The following is a 19,387-nucleotide window of genomic DNA, read 5'->3' as shown; positions in this document are numbered from 1 at the left end:
CGGCGAGAGCGCCTTGCCGAGCGCCCTACCGGCAGGTGGCGGGGGGAGCCGGGGAGACGAGGAACGCGGCCCAGGCTCCGCCGGTGACGGTGAGGTTCGGGCCGGTCGGGTTCTTGGAGTCGCGGATGTGTATCGCGGTGGTGGGGGTGTGGGGGCAGGGGGCGATCTCCACGCAGTTGCCGCCGTCGTCGTCGCTGTACGTCGACTTGCGCCAGGCGTAGGCGACTTCGACGCAGTCCCCGCCACCGCTGTCGCTGTAGCTGGACTTGAACCACCGCAGTGCACCGGTGTCGCTCATGGTTCCTCTCCTGCCGATTCTGCTAGCCGCTCGATGAGGCTGAGTGAGTCGTCGGGGCTCAGAGCCTGTGATCGGATCTTCGCATAGCGATGCGCGAGTTGGGCCACCTCGGGTGGATCGCTGATGAGGAGGCCCTGGTCCTCGATCTCCAAGTAGACGACGTGGTCGTGGTCTTCGGTGACGAGGAGTTTCATGGGGCCGCGGTCACCGGCGTGCGATCCGCGCAGCCCGCGGTCCGTCGGGAGGATTTGCAGGCACACGTTCTCCCGTTGGGCGTCTTCGGCGAGCGAGCGCATCTGCTCGCGCATGATGTCCCAGTCGCCGAACGGCCGCCGCAGTACGCCTTCTTCGAGGATCAGCTCGATCATCGGGGCCGGGGTGCGGTCGAAGAGCGCCCGGCGGGCGAGCCGTGCCTCGACGAGTTCTTCCCGCTTCTGGTCGGAGACGGCCGGAAAGCCGCCCCGGATGAGTGCCTGGGCGTACGCCTCGGTCTGGAAGATCCCGTCGATGACGAAGGTCGCGTACGAGGAGACGGTGACCGCCCCCGCCTCCAGCCCCGCAACCCCCCGGAACCGAGCCGGGTACTTCTCCAGCAGCATCCACTTCCGTGCCTTCTCGAAGACGCCCAGCCCGTTCCCCAGCACCTCCTCCAGCTTGACGAGCATCTTGTCGCTGGCGGGCTGCGCGCACGTCTCCATCGCGCTGATCGCCGATGCCGTGTAGCCGATCAGCTTGCCCAACTCCTCCTGGGTGAGCCCCGCTTGCTCACGCAGAGCCTTCGCTAGGGCGGCGACCATACGTGCCGTACCGCCCGCTTCCACCCTGTTCTCCGAACTCGCCATCCGGTCACTCCCGAACTCAACCGAACTCAACTGGTCACCACCGGCCCGCGTCGAATTCCGACAGCTACGCACCCTCGACACAGAGTTATGGAAGAAGCTAGCCCTGGCTGCCGAAACTGTCTCCATGAACACAGAAAGTGACGAGGTAAACCTCGACGAACCCCCACTCGCCCCCGACCTCACCCCCGAGATCCCCGACTGGGTCCCACCCACCGGCATCCAACTCCGCAAGGCAGGCGTCCAGTTCGATGCGATCCGGGTCGACGGCGACGAGGGCAGAGCGGTCGCGGACCGGCTGGCGCGGATGACCGGCGGGGCGCCGGGACCGGTCGTGGAGGAGGCGAGCGGGAATCGTGCCGTCTACTTCCTCGTGCCCGTTGGTGCGACGACCCGGCGGATCTGGCCACCCGGGGTCGTCAGTCTCGCGTCCGGCCCGAGCTGCGTCGCGTTCATCCCCGTACCCGCCCTCAACGGGCAGACGTGGCCGCTGACTTGGCGTTATCGGCCGACGGGGAGAGATCACCTCGTACACGCGTTGCTCTTGAAGGCGGCACTTCACCCCGAAGAGTGAAGAACGCGAACTTCCGCCCGGGAAAAGCTCGTTCGGCTTGCGTTCGTCGCTCTGCGTGCCCTTAGAGTCACGGCAACAGAACACCCCCGCGGTGCGCCAACACCCGGGGGCTCGGCACGAGGAGCGCCAGCTCCAATCCCAGGAAGAAGCGATGCTCCGCATGCGCATTCATCGTACGACGCCCACGCGCGCGTTTTCAGTCTTCTCCAACGCCCTTCTCCGCGACCGGAGTCTCTCCTGGTGTGCGGTAGGCGTACTCACGTACCTCATCAGCCTTCCGAACGGCGCCCGCGCCACCATCCGTACCCTTGCCGAGCAGCGCAAGGAAGGGCGGGCCCGGATCGCCTCCGCCCTGCATGAGCTGGAGGAATCCCGGTATCTGCGGCGGGTGGTGAGCAAGGACGAGGAGTCGGGGCAATTCTCCACCGTGTACGAGGTGTTCGACACTCCGTACGACGACGCGCCCCCTACGGGTGAATCCGAAGAAGTTCAGAACCTGGCCTCCGGCGAGTCGGAATCCGGGGCTTCGGGCGCTCTCCCTTCGGGAGAAAAAACCAGGGAAGAAGAACCTCCCTCCCCGCCGCCGCCAGGCGAGGCGGCAGTGGGGGCGGCGGCCGAGCCCGAGGCTCCGCCGGGCGAACGCACCGCGCTCGCGGCGCGGTTGCTCGGCTCGCTGGCCCGTACCGAGCCCCGGCTCGAACTCGGTGCCGATGACGCGCTGAAGCTGGCGCCGCTGGTCGAGGAGTGGTGGGCCGCCGGGGCGAGCAGCGCCCAGGTGCGCGCCGCGCTGACGCAGGGGCTGCCCCGGCCGATGTACTCGCCGCGCGCCATCATCGAGGACCGGCTGACCCGCAAACGCCCGGTCGTGCCAGCCGTCGCTGACCGGGCAGGGGCGACCACCGGATCGTCCGCCGTGCCCGCTGCGACCGCTGTGCCGGTCACGACCGTCGAGATCCGCAGGCCCGGCGCGTCCGGCGGCTATCGCGAGGCCGCGCGACGCGGCGGCGCCGAGGTCCGCGCACTGCTGCTGCAGAGGCGGCGGCCCGCGTCCGCTTAGGCACACACAGACTCCCCGGCCGTGCGTCCGTGTGGCCGGGTCAGCCCAACCGGAAGGAACAGGAACCAGGATGACCGCATTGCTTGAGCGGCCCGAGACGGTATACCGGAGGTATACTTGCGTCATGGCTGACACCACCGTCAAGGTCGACCCCGCCGTCCGTGACCGCCTCATGGTGCTCGCCCGTGAACGCGGGATGACCATGCGCGACCTGATCGCCGAGCTGGCGGGGGCCACGCCCACGCAGGAAGAGCTGCGGAAGCGGTACGAGGAGACCAAGGCGTACTGCGAGACGCACTTCGGCGTCACCCTCACCGACGAGGACCACGACCGGGTCGAGAGGATCTGGCAGGACCTGGAGGCGGGACAGGAGGTGGAGAGCCTGTGAGCGCCGCAAGGGGAGGTGGGCAGCCCGGGTCCGCCGGGTCGACCGGTGTCGTGTTCGACGAGTCGGCGCTGCTGGCGCTCGGGTCGGGCAACTCGCTCGCCTCTCAGTTCGTCTCGAACACCGAGCACGGGCCCACCCGGCACGTGTACGTGCCCGCGCTCTGTCTGGCCGCCGCCGACGGTATGCGCAAGGGGCTGGCCGAGCACATCGGTGCCCTGCCCGCCGTCGAGATCGTCGAGCTGGACTTCGCGGGCGCGTCCACCGTGGGCGCGCTGCTGCGTGACGGGGTCGAGTGGCGGCTCGGTCACGCGGTCCATCTGTCCCGGCCGGCGGTGGACTGGCCGGACGGCCGGCGCGTACTGACCGTCGACCCCGATCTGTACGCGGACATGCCCCTCGTACGGACCCTCAGGCTGCCGCGTCAGCGGTAGCTCTCGGTAGAGGCCCGCGCCCCGGATCGCCAGAGGGGTGCGGGCCTCGAACGTGTGCGCGCCAACCACCCGCAACGGGCATAGGGTGGATAACGCCAAATACGCACCCAAAGCTCCACGCGAGGAGAAGGTGAGTGCCATGCGCGTCATGATCAAGGCGCAGTTCGACACGGAGCGGGCCAACGAGGCCGTACGCAGTGGCAAGTTGCCGGAGTTGATGAAGGAGACCCTGGATCATCTCAAGCCCGAGGCCGCCTACTTCGGGCCCGAGGACGGGTGTCGTACCTGCTGGCTGGTCGTCGACATGAAGGACAGCTCCGAGTTGCCGGCCACCGCCGAGCCGTTCTTCACCCAGTTCAACGCCAAGCTCACGTTCACGCCCATCATGAACGCCGAGGATCTCCAGAAGGGTCTCTCCCAGATTCGGTGAGCGGGACGTGACAGGCGCCGCCGGGCTCAGCTGAAGACGATCATCGACCCCTGCGCCAGACTCCGCGTCGCCGCCGCGTTCAGGCCCAGCCACACATGCCGTTCCCGCGCGAACGGGCTCGAGTCGAAGGGAGCCGGTGCCGCCGGTTCCTCCAGGGAGGTGGGGGTCAGCGGCGGGGCCGGGGCCACCGGGGGGTTCGCCGGGTCGATGCCGATCGACGGGGCCACGAGCTCCAGTTCCCGCAGCAGGGTCTGGGACGAGCCCAACGGGCCGCCGCCTTCGAGGAGTTCGTCGCTCGACAGCGGGTGCGGGAAGTCCACGGGGACGTACGCGCCCGCGTGGTCGTAGTGCCAGACCAGGTGGGACTGCTGGGCGGTCGTCTCGAACATCTCCAGCAACTGCTCGTAGTCCCCGCCCAGTTCGCCCACCGGCGTCACCGGCAGACCGCACACCTGGAGGAGATACGCGCGGCGCAGGAAGTGCAGCGCGTCGTAGTCGAAGCCCGCGATCGGGGCCACGTCGCCGGACAGGCCCGGCATGTACGAGTACACCGGCACCGGCGGCAGTCCGGCCTCGCTCAGCACCTTGTCGTAGAGGGCGAGTTCCTCGGCGAAGGGATTGTCGGGGGTGTGACACAGCACGTCGACGAGTGGGACCAGCCACAGGTCACAGGCCAAAGGAGCACTCCTCGCATCGTCATAGGCGTCCAGGCCCGCAGGCCTCTAGGCGTCAGGGAAGCGTAATGGGTCGTCGGCGGGTCAGTCCCCTGTGAGATGGGCCAGACACCGACAGGAACAGGTCACCCGGTCGCCCCGGACCCGGTCACCGGGTCATGCCCCGTCGTGCAGGTCCCACACCCACACCCCGCCCGTCCACTTCCCCTGCTTCCCCGTCAACTGCTCCAGCGTCTCCCGCAGCACCCCGTCGTTGCCCTGCGGGGCCAGTACCAGCACGCCCGCCTTCCAGAACGCGAAGTCCTTCTTGGCCTGCGCCCGCCAGTTGGCGCCGATCGTCGGCGCGACGCCGTTGTAGCGGACGTCCCGCAGCATGTTGGAGGTGAAGCGGGGCGCGGCGCCGTAGATGCCGACGCGGTCGTCGCCGTACGGGCCGTTGAAGTAGCCGCCCGGCAGCTTGAAGCCGAGGTCGGCCGCCGTCTGCCAGTGCAGCGCCTCCGCGTTGCCGGGATCGGGCAACGGCACCGGGACCAGAGACTCGCCCTTCCCGACGTACGACTTCCACATGCCGTCCGCGATGAAGGGCGGCACGTCCACGCGTTCCACCGACTTCAGCGGGGCCGGGACGATCGGCAGCACCGCCAGGACGACCGCCAGCATGCCGAAGTACAGCGTGGACAGGTTGGGGGTCGCCGTCACTCGCTCCACCGCGACGGCCAGAAGCATGCCCAGCGCGGGCGCGCAGATCATCGCGACCCGGCCCTCGATCACCGACTCGAACAGCGGCTGCTTCGCGAGCAGCGCCCACGGGCCCGGCAGCACGATGTCGCTGAGCGGGATACGGAACTCGGGGCCGAGGGAGAGGAGGGCCGCGGCGACCGCCGTGAAGGCCAGCGCCTTCACCAGCGTGCGCTCCCACAGCCGTACGACGATCGCGAGGGCCAGGGCGACCAGCGGCCAGCCGTAGAAGGCGTTCTGCTCGGTCGGGTTGAGGGAGAGGGCGTTGGCCCGGTCCGCGTCGCCCGCTATCAACGAACGCTCGGCGAAGGAGATCAGCGCGAGCGGGCTGTTGCCGGCGTTGTCGCCGTGCAGCACGCTGTGGTAGCTCTGCGGGCCGAAGAACTGCCAGTAGAGGGGGACGGCGACGATCGGCAGGCACACCGCCATACCCGTCAGAAGGCCGCGCGACAGGGGGCGCCAGGCCGTCCTCGCCACGTCCCGGCGTACGGCCGCGTAGGCGACCGCGAACAGGGTCATTCCCATCGCCGCCAGCAGCAACGGCTCCTCGCCGAGGAAGATCTGGTACGCCGTCATCAGGCCCAGGATCACGCCGTTGCGGCGGACCCTCTCGCCCTCGCACAGCCTCAGCGCGCGGTCGATGATCAGCGGCATCATGAAGAGGACGACGAAGTTCGGGTGTGCGTTGGCGTGGCTGATCATCGGGGGTGCGAAGGTCGCCAGGGTCGCGCCGGCGAAGGCCGCTCCCCGTTGCCGTACGACCCGCTTCACGATCAGCCAGTACCAGGCCGTCGCCGTCACCGCGAGGCCCAGCGTCGTCGCCAGGGCCAGGGAGATCGCCGGGCCCGCGAGGAGCGTGATCGGCGTCAAGGGGACCGACAGGCCGAGCATGACCGTGTTGGCCATGAGGTTCACACCGTCGGGGAAGCCCTGGAGGTCGGTGAAGAGGGGGTTCTGGAAGTGGCTGACGTTGTGTGCTGTGGCCGCGAAGAACCACTCCCACTGGTTCTGGTCCTGGAGGGAGTCGGGGAGATAGCGGCCGTTCGGGTCGGCCCAGCGGCCCGCGTACAGCGCGACGGCCATGAGGAGGAAGAGGGAGGCCGCGAGCAGGTCGGCCGGGCGGATCGCGCGTGCCTTGAGGGCCGTCAGTTCGGCGAGGACGCGGGCGTAGTCCAGCGGGCGTACCTTCGAGCCGGACTGGTGGGCCCAGCGGACCGGGATCTCGGCGACCGGCCAGTCGGCGCGGCGGAAGTGCTGGAGGACCTCGACGTCTATGCCCCAGCCGTTGAGCCGGGACGCGGCGAACGCCGTACGGGCCCGGTCGCCGTCGAACAGTTTGAAACCGCACTGGGTGTCCCGTATGCCGGGGACGGCGACCCCGCGTATCAGGAAGTTGCCGGCCCGGCCGAGGAGTTCACGCACCCTGTGCTGGTGGTGCTCGATCGTCGACCCGGGCACGGAACGGGAGCCGATCGCCGCCGCGTGCCCCTCGGTGAGCGCCTTGTCCAGGACCTCCAGCTCCGCTATCGGAGCGGCCAGATCGGCGTCCGTCACCAGGACGCGGGTGCCGCGCGAGGCGGCGACGCCGAGGCGCAGGGCGTGGCCCTTGCCCCGGTTGCGCGGGCTGGTGACCAGGTGGACGCGGGGGTCGGTGAGCGCGGTGACGAGGTCGCGGGTGCCGTCGGTGGAGCCGTCGTCGACGACCACCACCTCCCAGTCGCCCCAGCGGCCCTCGTTCTCCCGGAGATGGCCGGTGATGGCGGCGAGGGTGGGACCGAGGCGGGCTTCCTCGTTGTACGCGGGGACGACGACGGTCAGGCCGAGGGTGGCCGTGGTGCGGGTGGGAGCGCTCATTCGGCGGTGCCCCTCTTCCCCTCGTATTCCTTTTCCTTGTTCTCGCGCTTGTCGTCGAGTTCGTTGTCGAGTTTGTCGTCGTCGGAAGTGAGGACGGTGTTTTCGGCGTCGAGGTTCGCCAGGCCCTCGATGAGGGCGAGGGAGTGCATGTCGTACGTGTCGACTATCCGGTGCGCGTCGGCGAGGTCGCGGCGGGTCAGCGCGTCGACGACCTCGGTGTGGTCGGACCACAGCCGGCCGCGCAGATCGCCGATCCGGCTCAGGTGCTGCACCGCGCACACCCAGGACTGCACGCGTAGCCGGTGCAGGAAGTCGGTGAGGTACGGGTTGCCGAACAGGGCGCCCAGTTCGCGCCAGAAGCGCAGGTCGTACCCGATGAGGATGTTCAGCTCACCGGCGGTCGCGGCGCGCCGCGCCTCCTCGCCCCGGCGGCGGACTCCGGCGAGGGCGGCGGCGGCACGGGGGTCGCCGGCGCGGACGAAGAAGCCGCGCGGCCCTGGACTGTCGGCGGCGAAACCACCGGCCGTACTCGTGATGCCACCCGCACTGCCACCCGTACGGTGCCCCGCACTGCGACCCGTACCGCCACCCGTACTGTGCCCCGCACTACCCCCGGTACTACCCCCGACACTGCCCTCCGGGGCGGTCGGCAGGCCCTTCGCGAGCCCGTGGAACATGCCGTCGGTGACCAGGCCGCGGGCCTCGATCATGCCCCGGAAGTCGGCGAGCGAGTACTCGTGCACACGGAAGCCGCGGTGCTGGTCGGCCTCCAGCAGGCCCTGGGCCGACAGATCGACCAGGGCCTCGCGCACGGGCGTCGCGGAGACGCCGTACTGCTCGGCGATCTCCTTGACCGTGAACTCCTGGCCGGGCTGGAGACGGCCGGCCAGCACCTCGTCGCGGAGCGCGTCCGCGATCTGCTGCCGCAGGGTGCTACGGGTCACGGCGCCGTTGCCGCTGCTGGCGGGCATGGTCGGAACCCTCCCCCTTCGCGCGTGTGGATGACGTACTCGCATATGACTACGAGCACGTCACCTTACGCGTTCGGGTTCCGGCAGGAGTTTCCCGTGCGCTTACCCACATTCCCTCTTGCCGGGCTGTTCGCTCACTCGGTGTACTCGTCGGCGACCGACAGCGCGGCGTCCAGTGCGGCGAGCCCTTCCTTGGCCTCGGCCTCGGTCACGTTGCAGGGCGGGACGACATGCGTCCGGTTCATGTTGATGAACGGCCACAGCCCGTTCGCCTTCGCGGCGGCGCCGAACGCGGCCATCGGCGCGTTCGCCTCCCCGGCCGCGTTGTACGGCACCAGCGGCTCCCGGGTCTCCTTGTTCCGTACGAGGTCCAGGGCCCAGAAGACGCCCGTACCGCGCACTTCGCCGACGCTCGGATGCCGGGCCGCCAGCTCTCTGAGCGCCGGTCCGAGGATGGTCTCGCCGGTGCGGGCGGCCTGCCCGACGACGTCCTCCTCCGCCATCACCGTGAGCGTGGCGACGGCGGCGGCGCAGGCGAGCGGGTGCCCGGAGTAGGTGAGGCCGCCGGGGTAGGGGCGAGTGGCGAACGTCTCGGCGACGGCGCCGGAGATCGCCACACCGCCGAGGGGTACGTAGCCGGAGTTGACGCCCTTGGCGAAGGTCATCAGGTCGGGCACGACGTCGAACAGGTCGGCGGCGAACCACTCACCGGTCCGCCCGAACCCGGCCATCACCTCGTCCAGGACGAAGACGATCCCGTACTGGTCGCAGAGCGCGCGCACCCCGGTGAGATAGCCGGGCGGCGGGATCATGATGCCGGCGGTGCCGGGGACGGTTTCGAGGACGATCGCCGCGATGGTGGCGGGCCCCTCGAAGGTGATGGTGTCCTCAAGGTGCTGGAGGGCGCGGGCGCACTCCTCCTCCTCGGTCTCCGCGTAGAACCTGGAGCGGTAGAGGAAGGGCGCCCAGAAGTGGACGACCCCGGCGGTGCCATTGTCGGAGGGCCAGCGGCGGGGGTCGCCGGTGATGTTCACGGCCTGCTGGGTGCCGCCGTGGTAGGAGCGGTAGGCGGACAGCACCTTGGCGCGTCCGGTGTGCAGCCGGGCCATGCGCACGGCGTGCTCTACGGCGTCGGCGCCGCCGTTGGTGAAGAAGATCTTGTCCAGATCACCGGGGGTCCGCTCGGCAATGAGCCGAGCCGCTTCCGACCGGGCCTCGACGGCGAAGGCGGGCGCGAAGGTGGTCATCCGCCCGGCCTGCTCCTGAATGGCGGCGACGACCTTCGGGTGCTGGTAGCCGATGTTCGTGAAGACCAGCCCGCTGGTGAAGTCCAGGTACCGCCTGCCGTCGTAGTCCCAGAAGTAGGCCCCTTCGGCACCGGCGACGGCGAGCGGGTCGATGAGTTCCTGCGCGGACCAGGAGTGGAAGACGTGCGCGCGGTCGGCGGCCTTCACGGCCGCGCCCGCCTGGGGGTTGGGCTGAGGGGTCATGCCGGGGAGCGTAGGTGTCCCGGGCGACGGCGGGATATCGGCGTCCTGTCTGCGGTCCGGCGTTTTGCGCGACAGGTTGTCGCGTGTCCCGACGGGGTAGGGGGTGCGGGGCGCATGGGGAGGCGGGCATGGAGCGGCTCGGGGACGGGGATCCGGCACGGATAGGGACGTACCGGCTGATCGCGCGGCTCGGTACGGGCGGGGCGGGTGGTGCGGGTAGTACCGGCGGTGCGGGCAGTGCGGGCGGTGGGGGCAGTACCGGTGGTGCGGGCAGTCCCCGCGGTGCAGGCAGTGCGGGCGGTGCGGGCACAAACGGTGGTGTGGGCGGTGCAGGCAGTTCGGGCGGGACGGGCAGGGCGGGCGGTGCAGGTAGTACCGGCGGTGCAGGCAGTACCCGCCGTACAGGCAGTGCGGGTGGTACAGCCGGTCCGGGCGGGGGCGGGACGAGCGGGACCGGGACGAGCGGGACCGGGCAGGTGTATCTCGCGCGGTCCGAGCAGGGGCGGGCCGTCGCCGTGAAGGTCGTCCGGCGGGAACTGGCCGAGCAGGACGGGTTCCGGGACCGGTTCCGGCAGGAGGTCGCCGCCGCGCGACGCGTCGGGGGGCGCTGGACGGTGCCCGTGCTCGACGCCGACACCGAGGCCGCCGTGCCCTGGGCCGCCACCGGGTACGTCGCCGGGCCGAGCCTGCGTCAGATCGTCCCGTACGACCACGGGCCGCTGCCCGAGCGCTCGCTGCGCATCCTCGCCGCCGGGCTCGCGCACGCCCTCCAGGACATCCACGGCGCCGGGATCGTCCACCGCGGCCTCAAGCCGTCCAGCGTCCTGGTCACCATCGACGGGCCCCGCGTCGTCGACTTCGGTGTCGCCCGCGCCCTGGAGAGAGTCACCGACGGAGGGCTCACCGACGGCGGGCTCACCGGCGACGGCGATCCCATTGGCCACCCCGGGTACATGGCGCCCGAGCAACTGCACGGCGACCCGGTCACCGCCGCCACGGACGTCTTCTCCCTGGGCGCCGTCCTCGCATACGCCGCCACGGGCGCCCAGCCCTTCGGCGTGACCGGCAGGAGCGCCATCGCCTTGAGGTTCCGCATGGTCCGGGAGGAGCCCTACCTGGAAGGGGTCCCGCGGGGCGTGCTCGACCTCGTCCGCGACTGCCTGAGCAAGGACCCGGCCCAGCGCCCCACCCCGGAACAGATCCTGCGCCGTACGGGGGTGTCGGCGGACGCCGTCGCGGACGGGTACGAGCGGGACACCTGGCTGCCGGGTCCGCTGGTCGCCCGACTGGGACGGCACGCGGTGCGGCTGCTGGAGGTGGAGGCGGAGGCGGGGACGGCGGGGGAGGAGACAGTGGGGGAGGCGGGGGATGCGCCGCCCGAGCACGCGCCGCCCGAGCACGCACCGTCCGAGCATGTCCCGCCCGAGCACGCCCCGCCCGACGGGCCGCCCGCGCATCCGGCCCAGGGCCACCCCGCGCACCATCCGCAGCCCTTCGCCTCCGTCCCCGGAGGCGGCCAGCGGCCCCCTGTCTGGCCCGGGGACGGGGACCCGGCGCTCGAAGAGCCGGTCGTGCCGGTCGCGTGGAGCATGTCGCCCCCCGGCACGTCCGATGCCTACCGGGTGGGGCGAGCGCAGCGGGCGATGGGGCGCGCGCAGCCGGAGGAGCCCGCCAGGAGGTCCCGTATGTCGCTGGTGCTCATCGCCGCCGCGCTGGTCGTCACCCTCGCGGCCGGCGCCTCCGTCGTCGCCCTGCTGAACGGCGACGACGACACCGCACCCGTCAGGTCCCCCGCGCCGACCTCCAGCCCGTCGGTCTCGCCGCCTACGCCGACGTATCCGAAGGCGAGCTGACCGGCAGGCGAACTTCCTTTGCCTGCACGGGACTTCTTGCCTGTACGGGGCTTTGGGCCTGTACGGAACGTGAGGTGAGGTCGGGTCAGGACGCGCACGGCGGTCCCTGTTTCGCGCTCGACTCGTCCTCCCGGTACGCGCCGCACGCCACCACCGCCCGTGGCCCATCCGCCAGTTGGCGCAGCAGGACCAGCGTCTTGTCGACGGGCGGCGCGTTGCTGCCCTCGGCGTAGGAGACGGAACCGGTCGCCCCGTCGAAGCGGACCCCGTTGCGCAGCTCGATGAGCACGGAGTTGCGGGTGATGCCGGGATCGCTCTGATAGGCCTCGGACACCGCCTGGCTCAGCACGTGGAAGGCGTCGTACGAGACCGCCGAGTGGCCGTCCTGCCGCCAGGGGTCGGTGCCCTCGGTGGTGTCGGCCACGAAGTCCTTGTACTCCCGTACGAACTGCCGGGTCTTGACGCTCGCCCCGGCCGAGGCGTCGTCCGGCATCCGGTGCGCGGAGTAGTACAGCCGCAGCCAGTTCTTGTTCCGGAAGACACCGGTCTGGGCCACGTTGGTCAGCTCGTTGCCGCCGAGGACGGTGATGTCCTGGCCGAGACAAGTGCCCTCCAGATCCATGGAGTTGACGAACGCCGTGAAGTCCTTGGCCCGCGCCGACCAGTACACGACCGAGTTCGGCCGCTCGGAGAGCGTGTCGCAGATCCGCCGGGCGAGGATGTCGGCGCTGGTCAGATTGGCCTCGGCGGCGGGCGCCGGGGGATCGAAGTCGCCCTCCTGGTTGAAGTTGAGCACGGTCTCGCCGCCGGGGAAGTCCGCCATGAAGCGGGCGGCGAGACTGCGGCTGTAGAGGTCCGTGGAACTCTCGACCACGATGGCGTGCCCGGCGGGGGCGCACTCGTCCTCGCTGTCGGGCAGGGCGACGATGTTCTTCCGGTCGGCGAAGTCCGCCTCGATCCGGGCCTCCCGCGAGTTGGCGGGCGTGAACGGCCAGTAGGTCAACTACCCGGCGCGAAAAGCGCCGGATTTGCACAACGGGCATCACTGGCGGTGGTGCGTCGTTTGCGTCCAGTCCCGTCCCGGCCGGCTGGCTTCGGGGGTGGGTCGGGGGCCGTTGACTGGGCCCCGCGTCGCCACAACTCCCACGCGCGTGCGCGGATGTTGCGGGAGCTGTTCCGGTCCGCGTGATCAACGAATCCGCAGTTCCGGCACGCGAACCAGGCCTGACTGACCCGGTTCGCCTTGTCGATGTGGCCGCATTCGGCGCAGGTGCGGGAGGTGTACGCCGGATCGACGTACACCACCGGCACTCCCGCCCGGCGGGCCTTGTAGGCGATGAAGCTGCCGAGCTGGGCGAACGCCCAGCTGGAGTGGGTGGCCCGTTGGGGCTTCCTCAGCCGTACCCGCTCGCGGATGCCCGTCAGGTCCTCCAGGGCGATTCCACGACCGGTGCGTTCTGCCTCGGCCACCACATGCTTCGCGATCTTGTGGTTGATGTCCTTCGCCCGCCGCGCCTCCTTGCGCCTGCGCTTCTTCAAGCGGCGCTTGGCGGACGGGGTGTTCTTCTTCTGGAGCTTGGTCCGCAGCTCGCGTTCACGAGCCCGGACGCGGTTGAGTTCGCGTCCGGCCATGATCTCGCCGTCGGAGGTGGTGGCGATGTTCACGATGCCCAGATCGATCCCGAGGAAGTCGGACGGGTCGCTGTTCAGGGATGCTTCGGGGACCTCGCAGGTCGCGTTCAGGAACCACATGCCGTCCCGGCACACGAGGTCGGACTCGCCCTTGCGGTACAGCGCGAGGGTGGCCAACTGCTCCGGCGAGGCGGTGAACGCCACGTCCTTCACCCGACCCGCCACCGTCCACACGGAGATCCGCCGCTCGGCGACCTGCCAGGACAGCATCCGGTCGTCGTACGGCTGCGCCCCCTCCGGACGGAAGACCACCGGCTTCTCGGTGGCCTGGCGGTAACGCTTCGAGCCGGGCCTGCCCAGATTTCCGGCCTTCAGGCTCGCCCGCAGCGTCGCGTACGCGTCGCAGGTCTTCTTGATCACATGCTGGGCGGCCTGCGCCCCCAGCCCCCACCGCCCCTTCACCTCACCGTAGGTGTGCTCCCTCAGCGCGAAGTTCCTCTTCACATCCTTTTCGAAGGCCACCTGACTGACCCAGCATGCGGCCTCGTTGCAGGCGCGCAGAGTCGCGTCAAGTGCCGACGCCTGGGTAGGCGTCGGCAGCAGCTTCACCTGCACCACCAGCTTCACAACCGCGACGCTACTTACCCACCCACGCCCGCGCATTCGAACACCGCACATTCCCCTGATACCTCCCTCTCAATCGCAGGCCGGTATCTCCAACCCGTCCGGAGTTCGAGGGCGAGGCCTGTTCATGGCCGTAGCGGGGGACCTGGGGGCTCAGTCACCAGGCCTAGGGCGGGGGATGCCCGGTGGCACCCCGGCTCAACTCCGTCCCGGCCTCGGTGGAGAGCAGGTCGTGGTCGCCGGCGGTGGTGAGATGGGCGTACGGGACGCGTCGTGAGCTGTCGGTGCGCAGCGCGTCGATCAGCGGGTTGACGATGCGCTGCACACCGGTCTGGTACGTCGTCTCCGGCACCCGCAGGACGAAGAGAGGCGGGCTGGTGTTGAGGCTCGCGCGGCTGCCGTAGTCGGGGACCACGGCCGACCGGAACTCGCGGATGAAGTCGATGGCACGGTCACCGGGAAAGTTGCGGTCAGGTCTGTCGTCGTCGGATGGCATGCGGAACTCCCCCGCTGTCAACTGCGCCTGTCCGAAAGGAGGTTGAAGGTTACTCGGTGAACAGTGGTCACCACAACGAGTAGCGGCAACCGCTTCAACAATGGTGCCCTCTTGTCCCTGGTTGACGCGTACACAACCATGGGGCGCATGCGACGACCCAGCAGAAGAACCGTCCTGACGGCAACGGCGGCTGCTTCCGCCGCGACTGTCACTCCCGCGCAGGCCGCCGCCGCGTCGTCCGGCTCGCGTCCGCCCGCCACCGCCCAGCGACCGACCCCCGAACTCCGCGCCCTGCTAAGGGAGATCGACCCGAAACGAATCGAGACGACGGTCCGCAGACTGGCCTCCTTCGGCACCCGCCACACCCTCTCCACCCAGGACGACCCGGTACGCGGTATCGGCGCGGCGAGGGACTGGATAGCAGCCGAACTCCGGTCGTACGCCGCCGAGTCGGCAGGCCGGATGACGGTGGACCTCCAGTCGTACATCCAGGAACCGGCGAGCCGCATCCCGGTGGCGACGCGCATCACGAACGTGGTCGCGACCTTGCGCGGCTCGATTGCCCCGGAGCGCGTGTACGTGGTCTCCGGGCACTACGACTCCCGCGCCACGGACGTCATGGACGCGGTCTCGGACGCACCGGGCGCGGACGACGACGCGTCGGGCGTGGCCGTGGCCATGGAGTTGGCGAGGGTGATGGCGAAGCGCCGCCCGGCGGCGACGATCGTCTTCGCGGCGGTGGCGGGGGAGGAGCAGGGCCTGTACGGGGCGGCGTACATGGCGCAACAGTTCAAGTCGTCCGCTACGGACCTCCAAGCCATGTTCACGAACGACATAGTCGGCAGCCCGAAGGCGGACGACGGCACCGTGGACCCGTACACGATCCGCCTGTTCGCGGAGGGCGTCCCGTCTTCGGAGACCCCGGAGGAGGCGGCGGTACGGCGTTCGGTGGGCGGTGAGAACGACTCGCCGGCGCGGCAGTTGGCCCGCTTCGTGAGCGATGTCGCCGACAACGAGGCGACGGGGATGCACGTCCGGGTGGTGTACCGCAGGGACCGCTACCGTCGGGGCGGCGACCACATCCCCTTCCTGGAACGCGGCTACCCGGCCGCCCGCTTCACCGAACCGACCGAGGACTTCGCCCACCAGCACCAGGACGTACGGGTCGACGAGACCGGCAAACAGTACGGAGACCTGCCGGAGTTCTGCGACTTCCCGTACATCGCCCGGGTCGCGAGGGTGAACGCGGCGGCACTGTGGACGCTGGCCCAGGCCCCGGGCACACCACGCGGCGCCAAGATCCTGACGTCGACGCTGACGAACGCGACGCAGTTGGTGTGGACACGGGGTACCGAACCGGACCTGGCGGGCTACGAGATCGTCTGGCGCGAGACGACGTCCCCGGAGTGGACCCACGTGGTCCCCGTGGGAGACGTGACGTCGCACGAACTGGCCCTGTCAAAGGACAACGTGTTCTTCGGGGTACGAGCGGTGGGCGGGACGGGCCTGAGAAGCCAGGTGGCGTTCCCGGCGCCGGGGTAGGTCTTTCGCCCCCGCCGCCCTTACCCGTTCCCATCCTCGGGGGCTGCCGCCCCCGAACCCCCGCATCGCGCTAAAACGCGCTCGTCCTCAATCGCCGGACGGGCTGGATGGTGTCGGCCGGGGCTTGATGGTGCTGGCCGGGCTTGATCTTTCAGCGCCGGCCCGCATTTCCAGCCCGTCCGGCGATTGAGGACGAGGCCGTTCAGGCCGAAGGGGGGTCTGGGGGCGCAGCCCCCAGGAACGGGATGGGACGGGTAAGGGCGGCGGGGGCGAGAAAAACCCTTACCTCGCCTCCGGCGGCCGCTGCCGAGGCATGTTCGGTCGTGCCCCCGGTGCTGCGATCCCGAACCGCCCCTGGTGGACCGTCGCGTCCTGCCGGGGCACCCCCGCCCCCGCCGACTGCATCCCCAACGGCGCACCCCCCGCCCGGAACTCCACCATCCAGTCCGCCGTCTCCGCCCGCACCAACTCCGTCACGTCCTCCGAAAAGCGGCGCAGCACTCCCAGACACCGGTCCGCCGCCTCGCTCGCCGTCCCCTCCGTCGGGCCCAGCACCTCGCGCACGCTCTCCGACGCCCACTCGAACTGCAGCACCTGCAGCCGCCGCTGCACGGCCTGCGCGGTGGCGACGTCCCTTATCCAGCCCGAGGTGATCCCGAAGAACCGGTCCACGGCCACGCACGCCACCGCGAGCAGCAGCGCCAGATATCCCCAGGGGGCCACCTCGCCCATCACCCCGGTCAGGTCCAGCAGCGGCAGCGCCGCCCCGGTGACCGCCCCGAGCGCGGCGCCCGTACGCAGCGCGCGGGCACCCCGCCGCTTCCACACCCGGTCGGTGAGGTACCAGGCCGCCGTCTCCAGCGCCCCCTGCTCCACCCACCGGTACAGCTCGTCGAGGCGTGGTGCGGGCTCGCCCCAGTCGCCGAGGGGGAAGGGCCGGCCGGTGAGGTCCCCGGGCCGCAGCCCGGCGAAACCGAGCCCGGCGGGACCTTCGCTCCGCCCGTCGTGGGGCGGTCTCTGGGACGGCCCCTCGGGCTGCATCTCCGGCTGGCTCACCCGGCACTCCTTCAATCACGGTGCGTGACACCGTAAGGGTGCCCGCGTGACGTCTGATGCGGTTGTAAAGCTGTCGCGCCGCCCCATTCCTACCGCCCAATGGGTGGCGATGACCGGGCTTTCGTTTCTTTTCCGCTCGGAAGACGTCCTTGATCAGGTATGGCACCGTGACCGGCTCACTCGAAAGAGTGCCGGAGTAGCGCCGGAGCGACAGCCGGGCCGACCACGTAGGCTCATCTATTTTCTTAGGTATCCGTAGTGATTTGTCATCTTCTGGCGTCGTGCCTTGCGTCCGGCGCTGATGTCGAGTGTGAGTACGAGGATCGATTGCGTGACCTTTTCGCGAGGGGTGTCGTTGATCGGATGACAGCATCGTGTGTGGGGAGGGGGCGGTGGTGAGTCGGAAGGTGCCGCTGGTCGAGGGTGAGACGGCCCGTACCGCCTGTGCCCGTGGCCTGTTGCGTACCGGCGCCGATGAGAGGACGGGCGAGGTCCTGTCCGCAGGTGTGCTGGCGGAACGGGTGGGGTGGGCTGCCGATCTGGTGTCCGGCATGGTTGCTGTTCTGTTGGCCGAGCACTGGAACACCGTCGATGTGGGTGTGCTGGCCGGTGGTGAGGACGCCGGGGGCCGCGCACTGCCGTCGAACGCGTGGATGGCCCTGCGCCGCCTGGGCTGGACCGTCGGCCCGGCCGAGGGTGTCAGGGTCAACGATCGCATCGTGCGGATGGCGCAGGAACAGGCCGGGCGCACCCTGCGCTCGGCGAAGTGGCGCGCCGACCTGACCGCCGCAGTCGTCGCGGTCTGGCCCGCCGACCCCGCCCGGCGCACCGCTGCGGAGTGGGATGCGGTGCGTGCGGCGGTGTCCGGTGGCCAGTTCCTGCCGTCCAGTGTCATCAAGGGCCGGACCCGGCAGATCGCCGCGTTCGTGAAGCAGTACGGCCGGATGCCGGCCGATGTCTTCGAGCTGGAGACCGTGCCCCGCGTCGCGCGGATGCTGCTGCTGTCCGCCTGCGACGGGCAGCAGGCCACCATCGAACGCGCCGACGAAGGCGGTCGGGCGCTGCTGCGGTTGCAACTGCCCACCCGCCCCGACCCGGCCTCGTACAAAGACTGGACCTGGGTGGCCTGCCCCATTGTGCTGCCTCCGACGATCCCGGCCGGTGCGGTGCTGCATCTGCCCACCCTGCGTATCCACCAGGGCCGGGTGAGGGCGGATCTCGCCTACACCCACGCCGTCCCGAAGACTAGGCGCACCGGTCACACGATCGCGCTGGGCGTGGACTGGGGCCTGAACACCCTGCTGTCGGCCGGAGCCGCACGCCTGCACGACGACGGCCAGATCACCGCCCTCGGCTCCGGCGGACAGTTCCGCGCCGCCGGGGTCCTCGCCAGACAGCACCGGCTGCGCCGGCTGTCCGAGCACCTGCACACCAAGTCCGACCTCCCCCACGCTCGGCTTCGCTCGCGCGGGGGGACCCCCATCCAGCGGCTCACCGGCGGCAACGAGCAGCACGCACTGACCGCCAGACACGCGGTGCTGTCCGATGAGATCCGGCATGTCTGCGACCGGCGTTCCCGCCTCAACGACGCCCTCGCCTGGGCTGCCGCGCGCTGGACAGTGGATCAGGCCGTCACCGCCTCGGCCACGGTGATCTACGTCGAAGACCTGCGGTCGATGGAAGCCAAGGGCATGGGCCGCACCATGAACACCCGCCTCTCCCAGCAGGTGCGCGGGCAGATCGTGGACCGCATGCGCCACCTCGCCGCTGAGACCGGGATCGCCGTCGTCACCGTCCCCGCGCGCAACACCTCCAAGCACTGCCCCCGATGCCTCACCCCGCTGCGGCACCGCAGAGCCCCCGACCGGCCCACCACACCCGGATGGAAATGGGCCCTCTGCCCCAGCCCGGAGTGCGGGTGGCAGGGCGACCGCGACAACGGCGCCTGGCGGCGGATCGCCGCCCGCGGCCTGACCCATCAGACCAAGACCGTCACCGACCGCACCAGCGGCACGATGGCGATCCGCACGGTGATCGACAGGCTCGAAGCGGGCGCGGTCATCACACCGACCACACCGAAGACCAGCCGGACGGACCGGTCCAAGACCGGCCCCACCCGGCCTCGAACCACACGTCCGACGCCCAGGCGACGCCGGACACCCTCCCCCACCAGACCTTCGCGTCCGGTAGGCCAGCGTCCGGAGGGACACACTCACACGGACCGGAACCGGCTGCCCCGCGCAGCCCACCGGCACCAGGGCGTGACAACGATCAGCACACCCACCAACAGCCGACACCGGCCACGAGGAGCGACACTGGGCGCAGGCTTCCACCTGCACGCCCACGCCACCCCTCCACGATGGGAATCCCACCGCCAGACACCACGTCTGGCACGGGATCACTAAGCTGATTAGAGACGCTCATGCTGAACGCCGAATTC

The 19,387-nt window shown here is 70.2% G+C and carries 18 protein-coding genes; 8 read left to right on the top strand and 10 right to left on the bottom strand.

The features are described from left to right. Positions 1-25 precede the first annotated feature (25 nt). Together ACWDR4_RS33695 and ACWDR4_RS33690 are read right to left on the bottom strand one after the other, a co-directional pair. Complete coding sequence (locus ACWDR4_RS33695) at positions 26-298, bottom strand: DUF397 domain-containing protein (RefSeq protein ID WP_450414007.1); 273 nt, start codon at positions 296-298, stop codon at positions 26-28. Continuing rightward, the gene (locus tag ACWDR4_RS33690) at positions 295-1,140 is read right to left on the bottom strand and encodes a helix-turn-helix domain-containing protein (RefSeq protein WP_450414005.1); all 846 of its coding nucleotides are present in this window, start codon (positions 1,138-1,140) and stop codon (positions 295-297) included. Before ACWDR4_RS33690 ends, ACWDR4_RS33695 begins: the two co-directional genes overlap by 4 nt. A gap of 124 nt (positions 1,141-1,264) precedes the next feature. Here ACWDR4_RS33690 and ACWDR4_RS33685 point away from each other — a divergent pair, with 124 nt between their 5' ends. The 5 genes from ACWDR4_RS33685 (at position 1,265) to ACWDR4_RS33665 (ending at position 4,017) form a co-directional block, all read left to right on the top strand. After that, the gene (locus tag ACWDR4_RS33685) at positions 1,265-1,711 is read left to right on the top strand and encodes a hypothetical protein (protein WP_450414003.1); all 447 of its coding nucleotides are present in this window, start codon (positions 1,265-1,267) and stop codon (positions 1,709-1,711) included. Between the two features lie 160 nt (positions 1,712-1,871). Beyond that, positions 1,872-2,768: a hypothetical protein gene (locus tag ACWDR4_RS33680; RefSeq protein WP_450414001.1), complete on the top strand. Its 897-nt coding sequence runs from the start codon at positions 1,872-1,874 to the stop codon at positions 2,766-2,768. Between the two features lie 124 nt (positions 2,769-2,892). After that, positions 2,893-3,156, top strand: a complete 264-nt coding sequence (locus ACWDR4_RS33675) for a hypothetical protein (RefSeq protein WP_450413999.1) — start codon at positions 2,893-2,895, stop codon at positions 3,154-3,156. Continuing rightward, positions 3,153-3,587, top strand: coding sequence for a hypothetical protein (locus tag ACWDR4_RS33670; RefSeq protein ID WP_450413997.1), 435 nt, complete (start codon positions 3,153-3,155; stop codon positions 3,585-3,587). The genes ACWDR4_RS33675 and ACWDR4_RS33670 overlap by 4 nt, the downstream gene beginning before the upstream one ends. Before the next feature lie 139 nt (positions 3,588-3,726). After that, positions 3,727-4,017: a DUF3303 family protein gene (locus tag ACWDR4_RS33665; protein ID WP_450413996.1), complete on the top strand. Its 291-nt coding sequence runs from the start codon at positions 3,727-3,729 to the stop codon at positions 4,015-4,017. 26 nt (positions 4,018-4,043) lie between these two features. Here the strand turns inward: ACWDR4_RS33665 and ACWDR4_RS33660 are convergent, their stop codons facing one another. The 4 genes from ACWDR4_RS33660 to ACWDR4_RS33645 form a co-directional block, all read right to left on the bottom strand. Next, positions 4,044-4,694, bottom strand: coding sequence for a hypothetical protein (locus ACWDR4_RS33660; RefSeq protein WP_450413995.1), 651 nt, complete (start codon positions 4,692-4,694; stop codon positions 4,044-4,046). Between the two features lie 153 nt (positions 4,695-4,847). Beyond that, on the bottom strand, positions 4,848-7,283 hold the full coding sequence (locus ACWDR4_RS33655) for a glycosyltransferase (RefSeq protein WP_450413993.1): 2,436 nt from the start codon (positions 7,281-7,283) through the stop codon (positions 4,848-4,850). After that, entirely contained in the window at positions 7,280-8,254 is a 975-nt protein-coding gene (locus ACWDR4_RS33650; RefSeq protein ID WP_450413991.1) for a GntR family transcriptional regulator, read from the bottom strand. Before ACWDR4_RS33650 ends, ACWDR4_RS33655 begins: the two co-directional genes overlap by 4 nt. A 134-nt stretch (positions 8,255-8,388) precedes the next feature. Beyond that, positions 8,389-9,744, bottom strand: coding sequence for an aminotransferase class III-fold pyridoxal phosphate-dependent enzyme (locus ACWDR4_RS33645; RefSeq protein ID WP_450413990.1), 1,356 nt, complete (start codon positions 9,742-9,744; stop codon positions 8,389-8,391). Between the two features lie 476 nt (positions 9,745-10,220). On the opposite strand from ACWDR4_RS33645, the gene ACWDR4_RS33640 reads away from it, so the two are divergent. Continuing rightward, on the top strand, positions 10,221-11,597 hold the full coding sequence (locus tag ACWDR4_RS33640; protein ID WP_450413988.1) for a protein kinase domain-containing protein: 1,377 nt from the start codon (positions 10,221-10,223) through the stop codon (positions 11,595-11,597). A gap of 85 nt (positions 11,598-11,682) precedes the next feature. Here ACWDR4_RS33640 and ACWDR4_RS33635 read toward each other — a convergent pair whose 3' ends face one another. From ACWDR4_RS33635 to ACWDR4_RS33625, 3 genes are all read right to left on the bottom strand, one after another. Beyond that, on the bottom strand, positions 11,683-12,600 hold the full coding sequence (locus tag ACWDR4_RS33635; protein ID WP_450413986.1) for a hypothetical protein: 918 nt from the start codon (positions 12,598-12,600) through the stop codon (positions 11,683-11,685). Next, entirely contained in the window at positions 12,597-13,856 is a 1,260-nt protein-coding gene (locus tag ACWDR4_RS33630) for an RNA-guided endonuclease InsQ/TnpB family protein (RefSeq protein WP_450413984.1), read from the bottom strand. Before ACWDR4_RS33630 ends, ACWDR4_RS33635 begins: the two co-directional genes overlap by 4 nt. A 163-nt stretch (positions 13,857-14,019) precedes the next feature. Beyond that, positions 14,020-14,349, bottom strand: a complete 330-nt coding sequence (locus ACWDR4_RS33625) for a hypothetical protein (protein ID WP_450413982.1) — start codon at positions 14,347-14,349, stop codon at positions 14,020-14,022. Between the two features lie 147 nt (positions 14,350-14,496). Between ACWDR4_RS33625 and ACWDR4_RS33620 the strand changes: the two genes are divergently transcribed. Then, the gene (locus ACWDR4_RS33620) at positions 14,497-15,891 is read left to right on the top strand and encodes a M20/M25/M40 family metallo-hydrolase (protein WP_450413981.1); all 1,395 of its coding nucleotides are present in this window, start codon (positions 14,497-14,499) and stop codon (positions 15,889-15,891) included. A 282-nt stretch (positions 15,892-16,173) separates the two neighbouring features. Here ACWDR4_RS33620 and ACWDR4_RS33615 read toward each other — a convergent pair whose 3' ends face one another. After that, a complete protein-coding gene (locus ACWDR4_RS33615; RefSeq protein ID WP_450413979.1) occupies positions 16,174-16,947 on the bottom strand; it encodes an SLATT domain-containing protein in 774 nt (257 codons plus the stop codon). Between the two features lie 392 nt (positions 16,948-17,339). On the opposite strand from ACWDR4_RS33615, the gene ACWDR4_RS33610 reads away from it, so the two are divergent. Further along, on the top strand, positions 17,340-19,352 hold the full coding sequence (locus tag ACWDR4_RS33610; RefSeq protein WP_450413977.1) for a zinc ribbon domain-containing protein: 2,013 nt from the start codon (positions 17,340-17,342) through the stop codon (positions 19,350-19,352). The last annotated feature ends 35 nt before the right edge of the window (positions 19,353-19,387 follow it).

It is taken from the genome of Streptomyces sp. NPDC000878 (assembly GCF_053599695.1).
This window is presented reverse-complemented; position numbering and strand designations above follow the sequence as displayed.